Genomic DNA, 19,172 nt, shown 5'->3' with positions numbered 1-19,172 from the left:
GTGAAATGTAAAACTATATACCCAAATGGATTTTTGGGCAAAAGGTTCAGTAAAGGTTGTGAAAATGGCTGTATTATTCCGTCTTTATCTATGCGGTTTGCTGGTTTGTGGAGGGATTACTATCTTCCACCAACAATCGCGAGGGTTTGCCGTTAAGCAGTTACTAAACCCTTTTCCCACCCAAGTACAACACATGAATATTTTATCGGTATCCAACCTGAGCAAGGTTTATAAAAGTGGCAGCAGAAAACTGACTGTCCTAGACGAGGTTACATTTGACATCAAAGCAGGCGAGATCATCTCCATAGTAGGCCCATCGGGTAGTGGAAAGACCACTTTACTCGGGCTTTGTGCGGGGCTAGATTCTGGCTCCACAGGAAGTGTCATTCTGGATGGAAATTCCCTGGAGAAGCTTTCTGAGGATCAACGTGCAGCAGTTAGAAACCAAAGTGTAGGCTTTATTTTTCAGAATTTTCAACTCCTGCCTACTTTGACAGCATTGGAGAATGTGATGGTTCCTCTGGAGCTGAAGAAGAGAAAAGACGCGCGTCAAAAAGCGCAGGAATTGCTCAATAAGGTAGGTTTGGGTGATCGTGGAACGCATTACCCTACACAGCTTTCTGGCGGAGAACAGCAGCGTGTTTCTATCGCAAGAGCTTTTGCCAATGAGCCCAAAATTCTTTTCGCTGATGAACCAACTGGAAATCTGGATACAGAAACAGGTGAAATGATTGAGAAATTGATTTTTGACTTGAATAAGGAAGAGGGAACTACACTGGTTTTGGTTACGCACGATTTGGAGTTAGCAGCCAAAACCCAGCGCATCATTCATATTAAGGGCGGAAAAATACAGGAGGGTGAAAATGCCTGATTTCGGATGGATTATTAAGATGGCTTTTCGGGATTTCAGAAAGAACATCTCGAGACTTTTACTCTTTGTTTCATCGATCGTGGTGGGCATTGCTGCTTTGGTGGCGATCAGTTCCTTTGGAGAAAACCTCACCGCAGATATTGATAATCAGGCCAAGGAACTCTTAGGTGCTGATTTGGTTCTGGAAAACAGTAAAGAAATAGGTGAGCAGGCGATTGATAGTGCCGCTACGCAAATGGCTTCCGAAGTCAATTTTGCGAGTATGGTAGCATTCCCTGAGACTGGAGCAAGTCGGTTGACTCAAGTTCGTGCTCTGGAAGGTGCATTTCCATTCTATGGTTTTTTCGAAACAATCCCGGTTTCAGGGGATGATGATTTTCGCTCTGGTGGAAAAAAAGCTTTGGTAGAAAAGACATTAATGGCTCAGTTTAACGCTGAGGTGGGTGATCAGATCAAAGTAGGAGAGGTGCTTTTTACTGTAGTTGGGGAATTACAAAGTGTGCCTGGACAGACAGGGATAACTGCATCAGTTGCACCGGCTGTTTATATTCCGATGGATTACTTGGAGGAAACAGGCTTGGTGCAATACGGTAGCCGAGTAAATTACAGCCGGTATTTTCAGTTTGCTGAGGGTACGGATGTGGATGAGCTGATCAAGCCATACGATGAGCAATGGGAAGAGGATCGCGTCGATGCAGACACCGTGGAGGACAGAAAGCGGTCCACTGGACGTTCTTTTGCCAACATGTCAAACTTCCTGAGTTTGGTTGCTTTCATAGCCCTATTACTTGGTTGTGTGGGAGTAGCCAGCGCGGTGAATGTCTTTGTAAAAGAGAAATTGTCTTCAGTGGCAGTATTGCGATGCCTTGGCGTTTCATCCAGAGATGTCTTGCTGATTTATCTTTTTGAAATTATGATCATGGGATTGGTTGGGGCTGTTCTTGGATCCTTTTTGGGAACTTTGCTTCAGTTTGTGTTGCCTGCAGTATTTGCAGATTTTCTTCCGGTGGAAGTTTCCTTCGGGATCTCATGGCTTTCGGTAGGTTTTGGAGTGGTTACCGGGATTTTCGTTTCGATCTTGTTTGCACTTTTGCCTTTATTGAAAGTGAGAAATGTGTCTCCTATGGCAACGCTAAGACCAGAGACGGGAGATTCCACCTTGTTGAAAGATCCTTTGCGTTGGTTGGTGATCTTGGGGATACTCGCATTTATCTGGGGCTTTAGTTACTATTTATTAGGACGTGCTGATTTTGCCTTTGGCTTTACAGGATTTGTGGTTTTTGCCTTTGGGATTCTTTGGGCAGTGGCGCAAGCGATCATCTGGACTGTTAGAAAGTTTCTTCCGATATCCTTTACCTACACCTTAAGACAATCCTTGGCTAATTTGTATAGGCCAAATAACCAGACGGTGTCCTTGATAGCGACTATCGGTTTGGGTACGGCTATGATTTCCACACTCTTTTTCTTGCAAAATCAATTGCTGGAAGAAGCCAAATTTGCGGATAAAGAAGATCAGCCGAATATGCTGATGTTTGATATTCAAACGGCTCAGTTGGCTGATGTCAAAGCTAAAATCGAATCCAGAGATCTGCCTGTCATGCAAGAAGTTCCTATTGTGACTATGCAGCTCAATGAAATCAATGGCATAGATAAGAAGGAGAATGAGGACTTGTCAGACGAGGAGAACTTCTCTCGCAGGCTATATAATCGCGAGTTTCGTGTGACTTATCGGGATACACTTATTTCTTCGGAGACACTTACTGAGGGAGAATTGATCCCTATGGGGGCTAGAGGAGATAGTGTTTTCGTTTCCTTCGAAAAAGGCTTTGGTACAGGCAATGGCCTCAAAATCGGAGATGAGATTGAGTTCAATGTGCAAGGCAGGCCTATTACAGCATATATCGGAAGTTTCCGGGATGTGAAATTCAATCAGGTTTCCACCAATTTCTTGGTGCTTTTTCCAGAAGGTGTTTTGGATCAAGCTCCTAAGTTCCATGTGCTGGTTACCAAAACCACCAATGACCGACAGGCTGCAGATGTGCAAGCTGAGATTGTTCGTGAGTTTCCGAATATTTCCATTATCAACCTGGGCACTATCGTGGCAACGCTGGAAGAGATTCTGGGGAAAATCAGCTTTGTGATCCAGTTTATGGCATTTTTCAGTATAGCTACAGGGATACTGGTGCTGATCAGTTCGCTTATCATCAGCAAGTATCAGCGGATGCGAGAGAGTATCTTGCTTCGTACACTTGGTGCGAGCTCAGCAATTGTCAGCAAGATCAATACTTTGGAATACTTCTTCTTGGGGAGTTTAGCGTCGCTGTCAGGGATTATCTTGTCTTTCGGAGCGACTTGGCTACTGAGTGAGTTTGTGTTTAACCTACCGTTCCGTGGAGCATGGGCAGAGGCTTTGATGCTTTATTTGGTGATCACGGCGCTGACGATAGTGCTGGGATGGCTCAATGGTCGTAAGATCATCAATCAGCCTCCAATGGAGATCTTGAGGGGGACTTGATAGGGGGAGATATGTGTTTTTATGTTAGCATTTGAAATTGAGTATATTTGGTAATGGATCTAAGTAGCTTGATAAAAGATAAGTACACTGATTTTATTAGCTTATGTCAGTCACATAAGGTTGAAAAAATCTATGCATTTGGCTCATCTATTACTGATCACTTTGATCCGAATTCCAGTGATATTGACTTGGTCGTTAAGATTGGTATAGACGATCCTGCAGATAGAGGCGAGGCTTTACTTTCACTCTGGGATAGCTTGGAAGTTCTTTTCAATAGAAAGGTTGACTTATTGACTGATGACTCAATTCGTAATCCTTATCTTAAGTCGAATATTAATCGGACCAAAAAGTTGATTTATGACGGAGAAGGAGAAAAAGTTTTTGTCTGACATATCCAACTCAATTGAGCTAATTGGAGATTTTACAATTGACATAAAGACCTTTGGTGAATACCAAAAGGATTTAAAGACAAAAGGAGCGGTTGAGAGACATTTAGGCATTATTGGAGAAGCCGTTAATAAATTCCTGAAAGAATCAACAGGAAACAGTCTCGAAAAAGCTTCTCAAATAATCAGTTTAAGAAATAGAATAATCCATTCGTATGACAACGTAGATGATGCTATTATTTGGTCTATTATTACCAGGCATTTACATCCACTGAAGGAAGAGGTTAACAAGAAAATGAAGTAATAGAATAACTGTCTGAAATGCAGGTTCGAGGATTGATTTTTGTGAACGCATTTTTGATATCTACAGTGATTATTCAGAAATATTAATAGTCGGAATAAGCAGTGGCCTAATAATGATGTCTGCACTGAGCGATCTCTAACGTCCCATTTTTAACTCGATAAACAAGCCTATGTTCTCGGTCAATTCTTCTAGAACACCAGCCTGATAATTCGTTTTTAAGAGGCTCTGGCTTGCCAATGCCCTCGAATGGAGTACGCTGACATTCTTTTATTAGTTTGTTGATTTTCCTGAAAAGCTTAATGCGTCAATCCAATATTGATAGTCTTCCCATCCTTTCGATAAAAAAATAGTATTCATGGCGAAATGACCTAGAGTTCAATCAGATCCCTTTTAACACCTAATCCCTTATTCGCCTCGTCAATTGCGTGCAACAATCGTTCAGCATTTTTAGGGCTGCTCATTAAGTAGTAGGTTTCCTACATACTTTCAAAGTCAGATTTGGATAGGACTACCACGTCCTCACCGACGTAGTAGTGCTCTTTGATCATTGACCACATCGACTAAATATGACTTCATGTTCTCGCGAAACTTAGAGTAGGTAGTGATTTCCATGGTTTTCAAGCTTTTTGTAAATGCAATAAGTTGTACAGTATGTTGTACAAGTTGTTTGCGTTTTCGGACTTAGAATTTGTGAGAGTGTTTGATTATTTTCAGGTGTCAAATGGTTTTTAAACACTTAAATTGAACTTGATATGCAGGCATACATTGATTATTTGGTGGAAGATATCATGGCGGCACATCGCCCAGAGGATTATTTTTCGAAGTCCCCTAAGAATTCTCAAGAAGAAGATTTGGAAGAGGCACTCAAAGAATCTGAAAAGTTTGTCAGTCAGGAGAAACGCTTTGGATTTGAAGGCTATTGTGGCCTAAAGCGGGAAAGTTTTCCTCCAAAAGATCAACTTTCTGAAGCTCAATTGGCTCAGGTGACAACGGCTTTTGTTGCAATGATGAAATCGTGGAATTTGGAAGTGGCATTCCCAGATGATCTTCCTCAGCTACGCCGGTATGAATTACTTATGGGGATTTTGGTAGGACCTGTCATGATTTTCAAACATGGATATTATTGCTTTGACTTTTGTACTGGGAATCCAGAAGGATGTGAATTGGGGGAATATTGTCCTTGCTTGAAAAGTGAGTTTTATAATCCTTAATTAATGCAACTCGTCTCCTTGCTTATAATTGATAAAACCATGCAATATGAAAGTCAAACTTTCAGATTGCATGGTTTCAGACTGATTTGTATGCAATTTGAAAGTTTTAGGAGGTTTTGATTCCACGATCTTAGCTTTGGTGCCTTAGTTTCCTTGTCGTGTTTTTTTACTTTAGGAAGAAGCTTCTTTGAGAATTCTTAGTCTTCGCTTCTTTACCTGTTAAAGACAAATGGATAATCAATTTTAATCTAATCAGTAAATTTTCACCAGCTTGCCATCTAAAAAAGCTCCAACTTTCGAAGGAGCTTTCGTACCCAGAGCCGGAGTTCCCGATATCCGCTGTGCATCATCGGAATAAACTTCTCCTCCTTTGATTCAGGAATGAGTAAATTTTGACATAAAAAAAAGCTCCTTCTTTTCAGAAAAAGCTTTTCGTACCCAGAGCCGGAGTCGAACCGGCACGCCTTGCGGCATTGGTGTTTGAGACCAACGCGCCTGCCTGCCGGCAAAGGCAGGTCTACCGATTCCGCCATCTGGGCATTTGAATTTCCTATATATTAGGAGAAGTTCCTAAATCAATGATCTAAGGAATTCTTTTCCCGTCCCACTTTTCAAATATTTTTCACGCATTCTAGCCTTTTCTCTGGTTCCAACTTCTTCAAGATAAATTCTGGAAAAAGGAGCATAAGGTTTGGTGGTCTTGTTGAAGCCTTTATTGTGCTGTTCCAGTCTTCGTTCAGGATTGTCTGTAAGGCCTACATAGATGTAGTTGCGATTAATGCTTTTGATAGCGTAGACGAAAAAAGCAGGATTCATATATACATGCGCTAAAACCAAGCCTAATATAAAAAGAAAAAGCCCGCTTTTCAGCGAGCTTTTGTACCCCGAGCCGGATTTCCCGATATCCGCTGTGCGTCATCGGGATAAACTTCTCCTCCTTTGATTCAGGATTGAGTAAATTTTTTCAAAAAAAAAGCTCCAACTTTCGAAGGAGCTTTAGTACCCAGAGCCGGAGTCGAACCGGCACGCCTTGCGGCATTGGTGTTTGAGACCAACGCGTCTACCGATTCCGCCATCTGGGCATTCGGTAAGTCTGGTCTTACACCTGACTTGGCTCCGTCACTTGCGTAACGGGATGCAAATATGAGTAAAGATTCTTTTTTCTACAAACTCATTTTTCTACTTCTTCCAGTTTTTTTGAACTGAAAGCTATAGGCTTCTCTGCAAATAGGGCTTTGGTAAAGGTCCAAACGCTTTTAAAAAGCTCAGAGTCACGGTATTGGTTCAGGTACTCTTCGCTTTCCCAATGGCTGTGAGTCAGGAAAATATTTTTATCATTTTCATCCTGGCACAGTTCCAAGTGATGACATCCAGGTGAATTTCGAATGGATTTCTTGTGGGTATTGAAATTTTCTAAGAAATCATTAACCTTTTCGGGCTGGAAAGTCATGCGGACTATTCGGATCAGCATCAGGAATGGAAGGTGATATAGATGACACTATCGTATTTCAGACCAAGCAAATCTCCTCCGTGACCATGATTAATTCCGATTTCCAGTAAGTCCAAGCTATTGAAGAAAGCAAAGCAATCTCCAGGCTCTACCTGATCATAACCTTTATACAGTTTGCCCAAAGACTCTCTGCCGAATTCTATGGTGAATTTGCCCGGATTCAATTTGTTGAAAACTTCCTTGTTGATATTGGTGATCAGATTACCATAGCGGTCCACGCGTAGCACATGCCCGATGATATTCTCTCTGGTAGCTTTGGGATGGCGGGACATGAGTTTGCGGAAGTTTGTCAGAGGTCCTCCAAAATCATGAATAGCAGCTCCTGAGGCTACTTTTGCGGCAATTGGAGCCAAAATATCTTTGGCGGGGAATGTAGAGTCTTTTAAATGTATATCAGCAAACTGCACCAAGATGCCTGGTTCATGATCTGCCAGCAAGCTTAAAATCCCATTATTTGGCCCGATAAAAATATGTTCCTCCAGCTTTACGCCGATATAGCCATGAGTGATGCTGCCTGTAGTGTTCATGGAAACTAGATGCACGGTACCTTTTGGAAAATCCCGAAAAGTAGAGCGCAGCACAAATGCAGCATGGGCAATATCAAATGTGTCGATATTATGAGAAATATCGATGATGTTCAATTGCGGATTTACGGCAAGCATTTTAGCTTTTACTGCCGGTACGTAGTAATCTTTGTCCCCAAAATCTGAAAGGAATGTCACCAATGCCATAGAAGCAAGTCAATTAAAATTTTTGTACTTTTGTTTAGGAGGGCTGCGAACAAAAATAGAAATTTTATTCGTTTACCTTCAATGAAAATCTAATCAGAAGAAATAGTTTGGTCGAAAAAGTAATCACCTTAGAAAATGTCCCCTTGGCTGAGTTTTTAGGCGAAGCCAATGAGAATATCCGGCAAATTGCCGCTGCCTTTCCCCAAAGTAAAATTATTTCCCGAGGTAATGAAATCAGAATTCAAGGTGGAGCACCTGAAATTCTGAGGATAAACGATGTTCTGAATCTTTTATTGGAGCATGTGGATCGATTTGGTCATATCACACCAGAGAACGTCAAAGATTATCTTGAGGTCGAAGGAGTGCCATTCGAAGAAGCCAATCGGGATCAAGTAATTGTCTTTGGCAACAAAGGATTAGTCATCAAGCCTAAGTCCGCTAATCAGAGAAAGCTCGTTGAATCTGCCATGAACAATGATTTGGTCTTTGCTTTAGGACCCGCCGGTACCGGTAAAACCTATATAGCCGTCGCCTTGGCAGTGCGTGCTTTAAAAAATAGAGAAGTCAAGCGCATCATAATCACCAGACCAGCTGTAGAAGCTGGAGAAAATCTTGGCTTTTTGCCAGGCGATCTGCAGGAAAAGCTGGATCCATACCTGAGGCCGATTTACGATGCACTTCAGGATATGGTGCCACCAGAAAAGCTAAAATATTATCAGGAAACCCGTGTAATAGAAATAGCTCCTTTAGCCTATATGCGAGGAAGAACGCTACACGATGCCTTTGTGCTGCTGGATGAAGCGCAGAACACGACTAATGAGCAGATCAAGATGTTCTTGACTCGAATGGGGCCAAACTCTAAGGTGATTATCACCGGTGATCAAACTCAGGTGGATTTACCTGTGAGACAAAAAAGTGGATTGTCCGAGGCGCTGAAGATTCTCACTGGTGTGAAAGGAATTGGGGTGGTGAAACTTAGCGGGAAAGATGTAATCAGGCATAAACTGGTAAAGTCTATCATCGAAGCTTACGAAAAAGACCAGTATCAAAAAGAACAACAAAGGGATGAGTCTGCAAGTAGAAAAAATAACTCGTGATGATCAATTGAAGTCTGCTTTCTGGATAAGAGAGCAGGTGTTTGTACTAGAGCAGAAGGTGGATCCGAAGTCAGAGTACGATGAGTTTGAGAGTCAGTCAGTACATTTCTTGGCTTGTTTGGACGATAAACCGGCGGGAGCGGCACGTTGGAGACTAACTCCGAAAGGCGTGAAATTAGAGCGTTTTGCCGTGTTGGAGGAAGCCCGAGGGAAGGGTGTAGGTCAAGCTTTGGTCGTAGAAGTACTGAAGGATATTAAGTCTAATGCTAAGGCAAATGGAAAAGTGATATACCTGCATTCCCAATTATCAGCAGTACCGCTTTATTTAAAGTTTGGATTTGAAAAAGTAGGAGATATATTTGAAGAGTGTAATATCATGCACTACAAAATGCAATTGGCTTAAGTATTGCGACATATTTGTCAACTAATTATATACAGATGAAAAAATCAATTTTTACCCTTACGTTACTTCTAGCCTTAGTAGGTACTGGATATGCACAAGATGTGATCTCGAGCAGTAGCGGGTCAACTCCACATCAAGGAGGTTTCTCCAATGAAATTCATGTCAATTTCGTCACTTTGATCTGGTTCGGATCCCTTGAAGTGGGATATGAGCGATATTTAGGCGATGATTATTCATTAGAATTCAAAGGTCTAATCAATGATAGATTTGGATTTAATAATGAAAAGAATGGGAAAAAGTATAAGACTAACTCATTGCAAGCATCTATGAATTTTTACTTTGGGGATGGTTCCAAAGGCAGATTCTACGTATTCCCTTTAGCTAAAATTAGATTTGGAGACTTCGAAGAGCCAGGTGATAATAGCGATATAGTGACTACTGATATGACAGCTTTCATATTAGGAGCTGGGGCAGGCTATAAGTGGGAATTGTCCAAAAACTTTGCTTTTGGTCCATTTGCCAGTGTTTCTAGAAACTTCTCTGAAGATGTTTCAGATCGTTTCAGCTCAGTTGAGTTGAATGCAGGATTTAACCTAGGCTATAGATTCTAGTACTCATATAAGCCTAATACATGACAGAGAGCCCTATTTTGGGCTCTTTTTTTTTGATGTAAAAAGCAGTATTTAGCCACTTTGATTTACAGGTGTTGTCTTCTTTAAAATCACCTGCAGGGTACAAAACCTGCATTTTATAATAAAATCAAGTAAATTAAGTCTATAATTTTTTGAAGATGAGATTTGCTGACTTTCCATTTTTACGGTATTTGCCATTTATTTTGATGGGCATTTTTTGTGGTCAGTCTAGCTGGTCTCCTGACTTGCTGACTCTCGCAATAATTCTTGCTGTCATTTGGCTGTGCTATTTGCTTTTGATTTCAAGTCACAGAAAACAAAAGTCTCCGATTCCGCCGAATTCACTTGCGTATTTAGCCTTGTTTGTATTTGGTGCGCTACTGGTTCAGAATAAGGAGCGTCATAGAGATTTCAGGACAGATTTGCTGCATGCTGATAATTATCTGGCAGAAGTGACGATGTACGATCAGCAGAAGCCGAATTCTTTCGAAAACTTATTGGAGGTGAAATCTGCCCTGATCGAGGGAGTCTGGTCTGATGCGTATGGTAAAGTCTTAGTTTACCATCAAAGTGCACAAGCACTCAAGCCAGGTGAAGTAGTATTGGTGAAGAAGAAGCCGGAGACAATAGCTAGTCCGCTTAATCCCTATGAATTCGACTATATGCAGTATTTGGAGAGGCAGGGTATTCAATATCGCCAGTTTCTAGGTAAGGATTTTCAGGTGATTGATTCAGAGGGAGGAAGCCGTTTTGATTACTTTTTGGTACACCTGAGGCATAGAATAGCTGAGATGATCAAATCAAAAATCCCTAACGAAAAGTCTGCTCAAATTGCTTTAGCCTTGCTGTTGGGTCAAAAGAAAGCCCTCGATCCGAGCATCCGAGAAGCCTATGCTCAGGCTGGAGTAATGCATATTTTGGCAGTTTCTGGTCTACATGTAGGGATCATCTATGCTTTTTTTATCCTGATCTTGAAGCCACTCAAGTTGAAAAAAGAGAAAGCGCGACTTTACCTTTTGTTCGTGATTTTAGTAATATGGCTATATGCTCTTTTGACTGGCCTTGCTCCATCCGTAGTTCGGGCGGCCACGATGTTCTCTTTGCTCACGCTTGGTCAGATGCGAGAGAGGCGTCCCTCGATCTATAACATTTTGGCTTTTTCAGCGATCCTGATGATTACCATAAATCCAGACCTGATATACGAAGTGGGTTTTCAACTATCCTATTTGGCAGTATTAGGGATAGTGATGATCCAGCCACTGATTTTGAATTGCTGGTTGCCGAGGTATAAAATTCTAGAATATATCTGGCAATTGACTTCTGTGAGTATAGCCGCTCAGCTGGTTACTTTTCCCTTGTCCTTGTATTATTTCCATATCTTCCCAACATACTTTTTACTGGGGAATTTATTGATTATTCCTTTGGCATTTTTGATTATGCAAGTAGGTGTTCCTCTGATGATTTTAGGATGGATTCCTATTGTTAGTGATGCTTTAGGTTGGGTTTTGAGTTGGTTGATTTGGCTTCAAAACTGGATAGCTGAGGCTATACAATTGATCCCTGGTGGCAAGCTGGATCGGTTGACCATGGATTTCTCTGGGATGATTTTCGTCTGGGGAATGCTTCTGATCGCTGCTTCTTGGGAATTTGGCTCCAAAAGAAAGCTGAGCTGGTTGGCCTTGAGTCTCGTATTTTGCTGGGCTGGATTTCAGCTTTATAAAGAATACCAGATTCCTTCCAAAGAACTAATTGTATATCAGGGGAAGAAATCTCAACTCTTTGACTTTTCAAGTTCAGGGGTATTGTACTCTTGGAACTTGGGTCTTGAGCCTGGGGAGATCAGTTATTCCATATATCCCAATCGTCTTCAAAATCATTGGTCACAATTTCCCGAATCTCTTACGGGTCTTCAGCATGATTCTGGAGAATTAGAGTTTGTGGGTGCTGATTTTGCTTTTAATCCAGCGAATAAGAAACTGAAGTTTTCTGCTAGTCCAAAATCAATTCATTATTGGTCTGAAAGCGACTGGGTTGAGTTACCAGTAATCGATTCTATAGCCATTGATTCTATAGCATACCGAATACTTTTCTGACTTTGATTTTGCAAAGCCTGCTATTGAAACTAACTTGATCCCAAACCCAAATTGCAAACTAATGAGCGCAGTACTCACCGAGATCAGAGATAGAATAGGATTCATCACATTAAATAGACCTGAAAAGCGTAATGCTCTCAGCCCAGAGTTGATTGCGGGGCTTCAGGAGGCTTTTGAGGAGATGAATTCCAGCGATAAGGTGAAGGTAATCGTGCTCAAATCCACCGGAAAGGCTTTTTGTGCAGGGGCTGATTTGGCCTATTTGCAACAGCTTCAGGATTTTTCGTATGAGGAGAATCTGGAAGATAGTCGCAAACTGATGGCACTTTTCGATTTGATTTATTGCCTACCAAAAGTAGTGATTGCTGAGGTTCAAGGTCATGCCTTAGCCGGAGGATGTGGCTTGGCGACAGTATGTGATTTTGCTTTCGCGGTTCCAGATGCGCTATTCGGCTATACAGAAGTTAGAATAGGTTTTGTACCAGCCTTGGTTTCAGTCTTTTTGATGGAGCAAATAGGCGCTGCCAAAACCCAGGAATTATTGCTTTCTGGAGAGTTTATTTCTTCTGCCAAAGCGGCTGAGTTGGGTTTGATTACTGGAGTAGAACCTTCAGAATTCCTCGAGAAATCTGTTCTTGATTTTGCCTCGAAACTTATTACTCAAAACTCTGCTTTTTCCATGGGTAAAACCAAAGCACTTTTGCGTGAGCTAAGTCAAGAACATAGAAATATATCTCTACAGCTGGCAGCAGAAGCGAATGCAACTGCCAGAGCACATGCAGATTGCAAAAAAGGAATTGCTGCTTTCCTAAGTAAAACTACGCCAGATTGGTAAATGCTAACTAGAGCTACTGAGATCCTTCATCAGGTATTTGGACATGCGGATTTTCGGCCTGTTCAGAAAGAAATTATCGAGTCAGTTCTGGCTGGAAAGGATACCCTTGCGCTTTTGCCAACAGGTGGAGGTAAATCACTTTGCTATCAGATTCCAGCACTGACTCAGGAGGGGATATGTCTAGTGGTGAGCCCTCTGATCGCCTTGATGAAAGATCAGGTGGATGCTTTGAAGGCGAAAGGGATCAAAGCAGCTGCGATTTATTCTGGGATGAGTTATCGAGAGATCGACCGCACACTTGACAATTGTATCTATGGAGATTACAAGTTCTTGTACGTGTCTCCAGAGCGTTTGAAAGCTGAGCTTTTTGTTGAGCGATTTCGACAGATGAAGATCAATCTGATCGCTGTGGATGAAGCGCATTGCATTTCTCAATGGGGTTATGATTTTCGGCCACCATATTTGGAGATTGCGCTGATACGACCTTATCACCCAGAAGTCCCTGTATTGGCGCTAACGGCTTCGGCTACTCCTCAGGTCTGTGCAGATATTTTGGAGAAGTTGGAGATGAAAAAGCCAGCGGAATTCCATCAGAGTTTTGCTAGAAAAAATCTCAGTTACTCGGTTCGACTTGTAGAAAATAAACTTGAAAAGGGGCTGGAAATACTGAGTAGAATCGACGGGACTGCAATTTGGTATGTAAGAAATCGGCAAGGCACGCATCAAATCGCTAAAGCGCTAAGCCAAATGGGAATTTCGGCTTCGGCCTATCACGCCGGTTTGTCTATGCTGGATCGAGCCCAGCGTCAAGACGCCTGGATGAAAAATGAGGTTCGTGTGATGGTGAGTACCAATGCCTTTGGGATGGGAATTGACAAGCCAGATGTGCGTGTGGTGATTCATCATGATTTGCCGGAAAATGTGGAGAACTATTATCAGGAAGCTGGTCGTGCAGGAAGAGACGGAGAGAAAGCTTACGGTGTATTATTAGCGAATAAACAAGATTTTGAAACGCTTTTAAAACGTGCGGAATTGGTTTATCCTCCCTTGGATTTTGTGAGGCGGGTGTATCAATGTTTGGCAAATTACTACCGCATCGCCGTTGGGAGTAATATGCTAAGCAGCTTTGATTTTGAATGGAATGAGTTTGCAAACACCTACGATTTGGGTGTGCTGGAGACTTTTTATGCACTCAAACTGCTGGAGGAAGAAGGCTTTATAGGGCTGAGCGAAAGTTATTATACTCCATCCAAAATTCATTTTACAGTAGATCCTTCCAGACTGTATGAGGTTCAGATCGCTTATGCAAAGCTGGACCCAGTGGTGAAAATCATCATGAGAACCTATGGTGGAAATGTCTTTTCGGAGTACATCAAGATCCAAGAAGCAAAGCTTGCCAAGTCGCTGAATATTTACGAAAATGAAGTGATCAAAGCACTCAAGCATCTGGAGCAATTGGAAGTGATGGTCTATGATCAGCGCAAAGATAAGCCGCAGATCACCTTTTTGACACCACGATATGATGCTGGCAAATTACCCTTAAACTTTAAGCGTATAGAACTTCGCAGAGCATTGACGCTCGAAAAAGCTGAAAGTATGGTGAAGTATGGGCAGCAAGCTGAGCTATGTCGCACGCAGTTTATTCAGGAATATTTTGGGGAAAAGACGGATGAGCTATGTGGCGTTTGCGATGTATGTAACACGCAGCGCAAAGCAAATCATCCAGAAATAGCTGAGGATAAGCTTACAAATAAAATCATGGAAACATTAACGAAGAACGAGGCCTTGACAGAGAAGCAGATTTTCGAAAGTATTCGGCTACCATCTTCTGAGAAAAACCTTCGAGTTTTGCGGATTTTGCAAGATCAGGGATATATTACATTACTGGCATCCGGTAGCTACGCAATTTCAGCCCATGAGTAATTTTCTAGACGATTTATTCAATAAAGTATTCAAGTCTTCGGAAAAGACGCCGATGTCGCACAAGGAAAATATTGTGCTCAAAGAGCAGGAAATAGCCGAAGCAACTGCCTGGATGAATTCTGCAGAAGGGAAAGAGCTATTTTCTCGGATCTCCAAATCTTATCATTTCAAAACGGTACAGATCGAAGAGCGCCCGCAGATTCATGTGTTGGATTCGAAGTATGCCAGAGGCTTTGCGATCACCTATGACGATCCACTGGATGAAAAAACATTTTCCCTGCTTTTCTTGGCTTTTGCGCAGCGAGTTCTAGCTTTGGGATATCAGCAAGTGAGTTTGGATAGGAAAATGGAAGAAATAAACGAGCAGGTGAAAGTCAGCGATAAGTTTTTTTTCAAGCCACCTGTTAAAGCTCTTGCAAAGAATGAACTGATTCCTCAGCTATATGGCAGGATTGCTATTGAGAAAATCAGTATAGATAACCAGCCCAATTACCTCAAGGTACTAGCGACGTTTTACTCGGATAGGCTATACCAAGATCCAGAACCTTTCGATCAATTTCTTGATCACTTATTTGAAGCAACCAACGATGGACAGAATTAACTTAAGAGAGCAACTAGGGAGATACAGAACACCATACGAGGAGGAGGCTAGCTTTATTCAGAGCTTTTTGGATTTGACAGAAGATCCTCTGGCATACAAAAGAGAGCGTTTGGCAGGGCATTTCACAGCTTCGGCATGGATAGTGAATCGAAAGCGCACACATACCTTACTTACGCTTCATCGCAAACTTGGCAGATGGCTTCAGCTTGGCGGACATGCGGATGGTAATGAGGATTTGATCAAAGTAGCGATGCAGGAAGCAACAGAGGAAAGTGGCTTGGAGAGCTTGGAATTTGTGGACAAGACTATTTTTGACTTGGACAAGCATATTATTCCTGAGCGCCCACATGTGCCTGAACACTTTCATTTTGACGTTCGATACATTTTGGAGGCTGATCTCTATGAGCCGCTGATCAAAAGTGACGAGAGCATTTCTTTGGCTTGGGTAGCCTTTGATTCAGTTCAGGATGTGATAGGATATAATCCTTCCATTCTGCGGATGCTAGAGAAAACCAGTAAATCAGAAATTCTTCTTTGATGCAAAAGATTGACCCTGCTCAGCTAAAGCCTGAGATGACTTTTTGCATTCCCATTCAAGTCAAGTATTCGGACATAGATGGCTATTTGCATGTGAATAATGGGATTTATTTCAATTATTTCGAGCATGCAAGAGGGGAGTTCTTGTTGAAAAAATGTGATTGGGACATCATGGAGTTTGGTGCCGTGGTGGCTAGGGTAGAAATGGATTACATCCGCCCCATTCATTTGGAAGATGAGGTGAATGCCTGGCTTAGATGCAGCAGAATAGGAAATAGCTCCTTCGATCTGGAGCAGTACTTAGTAGGCAAAACGAAGGAGGGAGAACAGACTGTGTATGCGAAATGCAAGTGCACGGTGGTGTCTGTGGATATTCAGACAAAGAAGCCAAGTTCACTTCCAGAAAACTATCGGGCAAAACTTCAGCCCAAATCCTGATAACAAAGACGCAATCCTTATCTTTGCGCAAAATTTAAGCTGTGAAAAAACTTTGGATAATTACCTTGCTGATGGCAGGATTGATGGCATGTAGCCCAAGTGAAGATGAATTGGTGCAAGAGGGAATAAATCAAATGGATGCCCAAAACTGGAAGGGGGCCATTACGCTTTTTGATAGAGCACTAGTGCTCAATCCCCAAAATGGAACGGCATTAAACGCTAAGGGAGCAGCGCTATTTCAAGAAGAAAAATTTGAAGAGGCAGTGCCTATTTTTACCGCTGCTATCGCGGCAGATTCGGCTAGCTACAAAGCCTGGTTTAATCGTGGCAACGCCAATTTGAAACTGGAGCAATTTAAAAGTGCTGTTTCTGACTATAATATGGCAAGTAGGCTAGATCCAGCGCAAACTGATATTTACTACAACCGTGGACTGGCTTTGCTAGGAATGGAAGAATACGAAGATGCTTTGCTTGACTTTGATAAGGCATTACAAGTAGAACCAAACCAAGCACTCGTTCATTTCAATCGTGGAAAAGCGCTCTTGGGAAATAATGATCCCGGCAATGCGATGAAAGCATTAACTGATGCAATCAACTTGGATGGGAAAAATGGAGCCGCTTATTACTTGCTTGGCGTGACAAGAATGTCAGCCTTGGGCGAGTCTGAAAAAGAAGAAGGCTGTGCGGATCTGAAGATGGCGCTACAGCTTGGATACACAGAAGCCAAAACTTGGATAGACGATTTCTGCGAGTAAAATGGCAGTGATAGGGCCGGACATATCGCAAGCAAAAAAAGTTCTGGATGCAGGGGAATTGGTTGCTATTCCTACCGAAACCGTTTATGGTTTGGCAGGAAATGCGCTGAATCCTGTGGCCGTAGCTTCGATTTTTGAAACTAAAAACCGCCCAAGTTTTGATCCCTTGATAGTTCATGTTCCTTCGCTAGCAGAAGTAGAGAACTATGTGACTGACATTCCTGCAGCGCTCCGCAAGCTTGCAGAGCACTTTTGGCCCGGGCCACTTACTTTGCTGCTCCCTCGGGCTACCAACATCCCTGATATTGTTACTTCTGGCTTAGATCGCGTGGCAGTACGTGTTCCAGATCATCCACTCACATTAGCATTACTCGCTCAGTTAGATTTTCCTTTGGCAGCTCCGAGCGCCAATCCCTTTGGATACATCAGTCCCACTTCTCCGCAGCATGTCAATGCTCAATTGGGAGAGAAGATCTCTTACATTCTGGACGGAGGGAAATGTAAAGTAGGCTTGGAAAGTACCATCGTAGGAATGGAGGAGGATGAAATCGTGATTTATCGATTGGGAGGTTTAGATATTACAGAGATCGAGAGTATTGTAGGGAAAGTGTCTGTGAAAAGTCATAGTTCTTCTAATCCTCAAGCTCCAGGTTTATTGGAAAGCCATTACGCGCCTACCAAGCCTTTTTTACTAGGAGATTTGAATGAGATGATTGCTGAAAATAAAAGTCGAGGCATTGACTTTGCTGTGCTTTCTCTGGATAAATTATTTCCAGCTATTTCATCTGAAAGACAAATTGCCTTAAGTCCAAGTGCTGATTTGAAAGAAGCGGCTACTCATCTTTTTGCTGCGATGCGGACTTTGGATGAATCAAATGCGAAGGTGATTTTGGTAGAACTTATGCCTGAAGCAGGACTCGGGAAAGCCATAAATGACCGTTTGAAGCGTGCTGCAACCAAAGGCTAAAACTGCTTTCCAATACCTCTTAATAAATTGATCCTAGACGAAAGTCGATTTTTGCCGTAATCTTTGATAAATTCACACTTGATTTTTATCTATTTAATTAATCAAAAGCTATTAACCTTACTATGAACTCTAGAATCAAAAACGTAGATAACCTCAGTTTTGAAGGTAAAAAAGCACTCGTGAGAGTGGATTTTAATGTCCCTTTGGACAGTGATTTGAAGGTGTCGGACGATACCAGAATCCAGGCTGCTTTGCCAACTATCAATAAGATATTGACCGATGGTGGATCAGTGATCTTAATGTCTCACTTGGGTCGTCCTAAGTCTGGACCTGAAGATAAATTTTCTCTTAAGAATATTGTAGTGGCATTAGAGAAGGCACTGGGCAGACCAGTGAAATTTGCTCCTGACTGCATAGGACGAGAGGCTGAAATGCTTTCTGAAGGCCTAAAGCCAGGTGAAGTGTTACTTTTGGAGAATCTTAGATTCCACAAAGAAGAAGAAAAAGGTGATGTTGATTTTGCTAAGAAACTGTCCAAGCTTGGTGATATCTATGTGAATGATGCCTTCGGTACTGCACATAGAGCGCATGCTTCTACAGCTGTGATTGCACAGTTTTTCAACGATAAGGTTTGTGGTTACTTGATGCTTTCTGAATTGAAAAATGCAGATAAAGTCTTGGGTAATCCTGAAAGACCATATACAGCGATTATGGGCGGTGCCAAAATCGCAGATAAGATTTTGATCATCGAGCAGTTGCTCAACAAAGTAGATAACCTGATTATCGGTGGAGGTATGTCTTATACTTTTGCAAAAGCACAAGGCGGAACAATCGGAGATTCATTGCTTGAGGCAGATAAAATGGATTTTGTACTTGAACTTATGGAAACGGCTAAGGCGAAAGGTGTAAACCTGATACTACCGGTAGATACCGTGATTTCCAAAGCATTTGCAAATGATGCTGAGCAAGGAATGGCAAACAAAGGTGAGATTCCTGATGGTTGGATGGGCTTGGATATAGGGCCAAAAACTCGTGAGATTTTCGCTGAGGTAATCGCAAATTCGAAAACTATTCTTTGGAATGGCCCAATGGGAGTGTTCGAAATGGATTCTTTCGACAAAGGAACTAAGGCTGTCGCGGAAGCGGTGGTAGCTGCGACTAAAGCTGGTGCCTATTCATTGATCGGTGGAGGTGACTCTGCTGCTGCGGTTAATAAGTTTGGCTTTGGAGAAGATGTGTCCTTCGTGTCTACTGGCGGTGGTGCATTACTGGAGCATATGGAAGGCAAAGTGCTTCCAGGCGTTGCTGCCTTGGAGCCTTAAATATTTCAGACCTTTGGGGTTTCCAAAACCCCAAAGGTCTT

The 19,172-nt window shown here is 42.2% G+C and carries 21 protein-coding genes and 2 tRNA genes; 17 read left to right on the top strand and 6 right to left on the bottom strand.

The genetic code is table 11. The annotated features are described in order from the left end of the window. Positions 1-193 precede the first annotated feature (193 nt). Genes LV85_RS13945 through LV85_RS13930 form a run of 4 tightly spaced genes read left to right on the top strand, consistent with a single transcriptional unit; the run spans position 194 to position 4,076 of the window. Positions 194-871 carry an ABC transporter ATP-binding protein gene (locus LV85_RS13945; protein ID WP_111320454.1) on the top strand — a complete coding sequence of 226 codons (678 nt, stop codon included), beginning with the start codon at positions 194-196 and terminating at the stop codon, positions 869-871. Further along, complete coding sequence (locus LV85_RS13940; RefSeq protein WP_111320452.1) at positions 864-3,386, top strand: ABC transporter permease; 2,523 nt, start codon at positions 864-866, stop codon at positions 3,384-3,386. The genes LV85_RS13945 and LV85_RS13940 overlap by 8 nt, the downstream gene beginning before the upstream one ends. Positions 3,387-3,439: 53 nt before the next feature. Further along, positions 3,440-3,775, top strand: a complete 336-nt coding sequence (locus tag LV85_RS13935) for a nucleotidyltransferase family protein (protein WP_111320450.1) — start codon at positions 3,440-3,442, stop codon at positions 3,773-3,775. Further along, the gene (locus LV85_RS13930; RefSeq protein WP_111320448.1) at positions 3,744-4,076 is read left to right on the top strand and encodes a HepT-like ribonuclease domain-containing protein; all 333 of its coding nucleotides are present in this window, start codon (positions 3,744-3,746) and stop codon (positions 4,074-4,076) included. Before LV85_RS13935 ends, LV85_RS13930 begins: the two co-directional genes overlap by 32 nt. A 106-nt stretch (positions 4,077-4,182) precedes the next feature. On the opposite strand, the gene LV85_RS22530 is transcribed toward LV85_RS13930, so the two are convergent. Continuing rightward, positions 4,183-4,314, bottom strand: a complete 132-nt coding sequence (locus LV85_RS22530; RefSeq protein WP_317046446.1) for a Txe/YoeB family addiction module toxin — start codon at positions 4,312-4,314, stop codon at positions 4,183-4,185. Between the two features lie 514 nt (positions 4,315-4,828). On the opposite strand from LV85_RS22530, the gene LV85_RS13920 reads away from it, so the two are divergent. Further along, on the top strand, positions 4,829-5,287 hold the full coding sequence (locus tag LV85_RS13920; protein WP_111320446.1) for a hypothetical protein: 459 nt from the start codon (positions 4,829-4,831) through the stop codon (positions 5,285-5,287). A 435-nt stretch (positions 5,288-5,722) separates the two neighbouring features. Here LV85_RS13920 and LV85_RS22075 read toward each other — a convergent pair. The 5 genes from LV85_RS22075 to LV85_RS13900 form a co-directional block, all read right to left on the bottom strand. Beyond that, positions 5,723-5,826, bottom strand: a tRNA-Leu gene (locus LV85_RS22075). A gap of 31 nt (positions 5,827-5,857) precedes the next feature. Then, positions 5,858-6,103, bottom strand: coding sequence for a GIY-YIG nuclease family protein (locus LV85_RS13915; protein WP_111320444.1), 246 nt, complete (start codon positions 6,101-6,103; stop codon positions 5,858-5,860). A gap of 184 nt (positions 6,104-6,287) precedes the next feature. Continuing rightward, positions 6,288-6,369: transfer RNA gene (locus tag LV85_RS13910), tRNA-Leu, on the bottom strand. An 89-nt stretch (positions 6,370-6,458) separates the two neighbouring features. Next, positions 6,459-6,758, bottom strand: coding sequence for a putative quinol monooxygenase (locus LV85_RS13905; RefSeq protein ID WP_111320442.1), 300 nt, complete (start codon positions 6,756-6,758; stop codon positions 6,459-6,461). Continuing rightward, entirely contained in the window at positions 6,758-7,528 is a 771-nt protein-coding gene (locus LV85_RS13900; protein WP_111320440.1) for an SAM hydrolase/SAM-dependent halogenase family protein, read from the bottom strand. The genes LV85_RS13905 and LV85_RS13900 overlap by 1 nt, the downstream gene beginning before the upstream one ends. 107 nt (positions 7,529-7,635) lie before the next feature. Here LV85_RS13900 and LV85_RS13895 point away from each other — a divergent pair, with 107 nt between their 5' ends. From LV85_RS13895 to LV85_RS13840, 12 genes are all read left to right on the top strand, one after another. Then, positions 7,636-8,625 (top strand): PhoH family protein, encoded by a 990-nt coding sequence (locus LV85_RS13895; RefSeq protein WP_111320438.1) that lies wholly within the window; start codon positions 7,636-7,638, stop codon positions 8,623-8,625. After that, the gene (locus LV85_RS13890) at positions 8,594-9,028 is read left to right on the top strand and encodes a GNAT family N-acetyltransferase (RefSeq protein WP_111320436.1); all 435 of its coding nucleotides are present in this window, start codon (positions 8,594-8,596) and stop codon (positions 9,026-9,028) included. The genes LV85_RS13895 and LV85_RS13890 overlap by 32 nt, the downstream gene beginning before the upstream one ends. Positions 9,029-9,063: 35 nt before the next feature. Further along, the gene (locus tag LV85_RS13885) at positions 9,064-9,639 is read left to right on the top strand and encodes a DUF3575 domain-containing protein (RefSeq protein ID WP_111320434.1); all 576 of its coding nucleotides are present in this window, start codon (positions 9,064-9,066) and stop codon (positions 9,637-9,639) included. A gap of 179 nt (positions 9,640-9,818) precedes the next feature. Continuing rightward, complete coding sequence (locus LV85_RS13880) at positions 9,819-11,753, top strand: ComEC/Rec2 family competence protein (protein WP_111320432.1); 1,935 nt, start codon at positions 9,819-9,821, stop codon at positions 11,751-11,753. A 61-nt stretch (positions 11,754-11,814) separates the two neighbouring features. Further along, a complete protein-coding gene (locus LV85_RS13875; RefSeq protein ID WP_111320430.1) occupies positions 11,815-12,588 on the top strand; it encodes an enoyl-CoA hydratase/isomerase family protein in 774 nt (257 codons plus the stop codon). After that, positions 12,589-14,511 carry a RecQ family ATP-dependent DNA helicase gene (locus LV85_RS13870; RefSeq protein ID WP_111320428.1) on the top strand — a complete coding sequence of 641 codons (1,923 nt, stop codon included), beginning with the start codon at positions 12,589-12,591 and terminating at the stop codon, positions 14,509-14,511. Further along, positions 14,504-15,112 carry a hypothetical protein gene (locus LV85_RS13865; RefSeq protein WP_111320426.1) on the top strand — a complete coding sequence of 203 codons (609 nt, stop codon included), beginning with the start codon at positions 14,504-14,506 and terminating at the stop codon, positions 15,110-15,112. Before LV85_RS13870 ends, LV85_RS13865 begins: the two co-directional genes overlap by 8 nt. After that, on the top strand, positions 15,099-15,650 hold the full coding sequence (locus LV85_RS13860; protein WP_111320424.1) for an NUDIX hydrolase: 552 nt from the start codon (positions 15,099-15,101) through the stop codon (positions 15,648-15,650). The genes LV85_RS13865 and LV85_RS13860 overlap by 14 nt, the downstream gene beginning before the upstream one ends. Continuing rightward, entirely contained in the window at positions 15,650-16,087 is a 438-nt protein-coding gene (locus LV85_RS13855; RefSeq protein WP_111320422.1) for an acyl-CoA thioesterase, read from the top strand. The genes LV85_RS13860 and LV85_RS13855 overlap by 1 nt, the downstream gene beginning before the upstream one ends. Positions 16,088-16,128: 41 nt before the next feature. Continuing rightward, entirely contained in the window at positions 16,129-16,842 is a 714-nt protein-coding gene (locus LV85_RS13850) for a tetratricopeptide repeat protein (RefSeq protein WP_394336124.1), read from the top strand. 1 nt (position 16,843) lies between these two features. Further along, positions 16,844-17,809, top strand: a complete 966-nt coding sequence (locus tag LV85_RS13845) for an L-threonylcarbamoyladenylate synthase (protein WP_111320420.1) — start codon at positions 16,844-16,846, stop codon at positions 17,807-17,809. 122 nt (positions 17,810-17,931) lie between these two features. Continuing rightward, a complete protein-coding gene (locus LV85_RS13840) occupies positions 17,932-19,131 on the top strand; it encodes a phosphoglycerate kinase (protein WP_111320418.1) in 1,200 nt (399 codons plus the stop codon). The last annotated feature ends 41 nt before the right edge of the window (positions 19,132-19,172 follow it).

The sequence above is a fragment of the Algoriphagus chordae genome (genome assembly GCF_003254055.1).
Taxonomy (GTDB): Bacteria; Bacteroidota; Bacteroidia; order Cytophagales; family Cyclobacteriaceae; genus Algoriphagus; species Algoriphagus chordae.
Note: the sequence above shows the minus strand (reverse complement) of the source record. Positions and strands in the feature narration are given on the sequence as shown.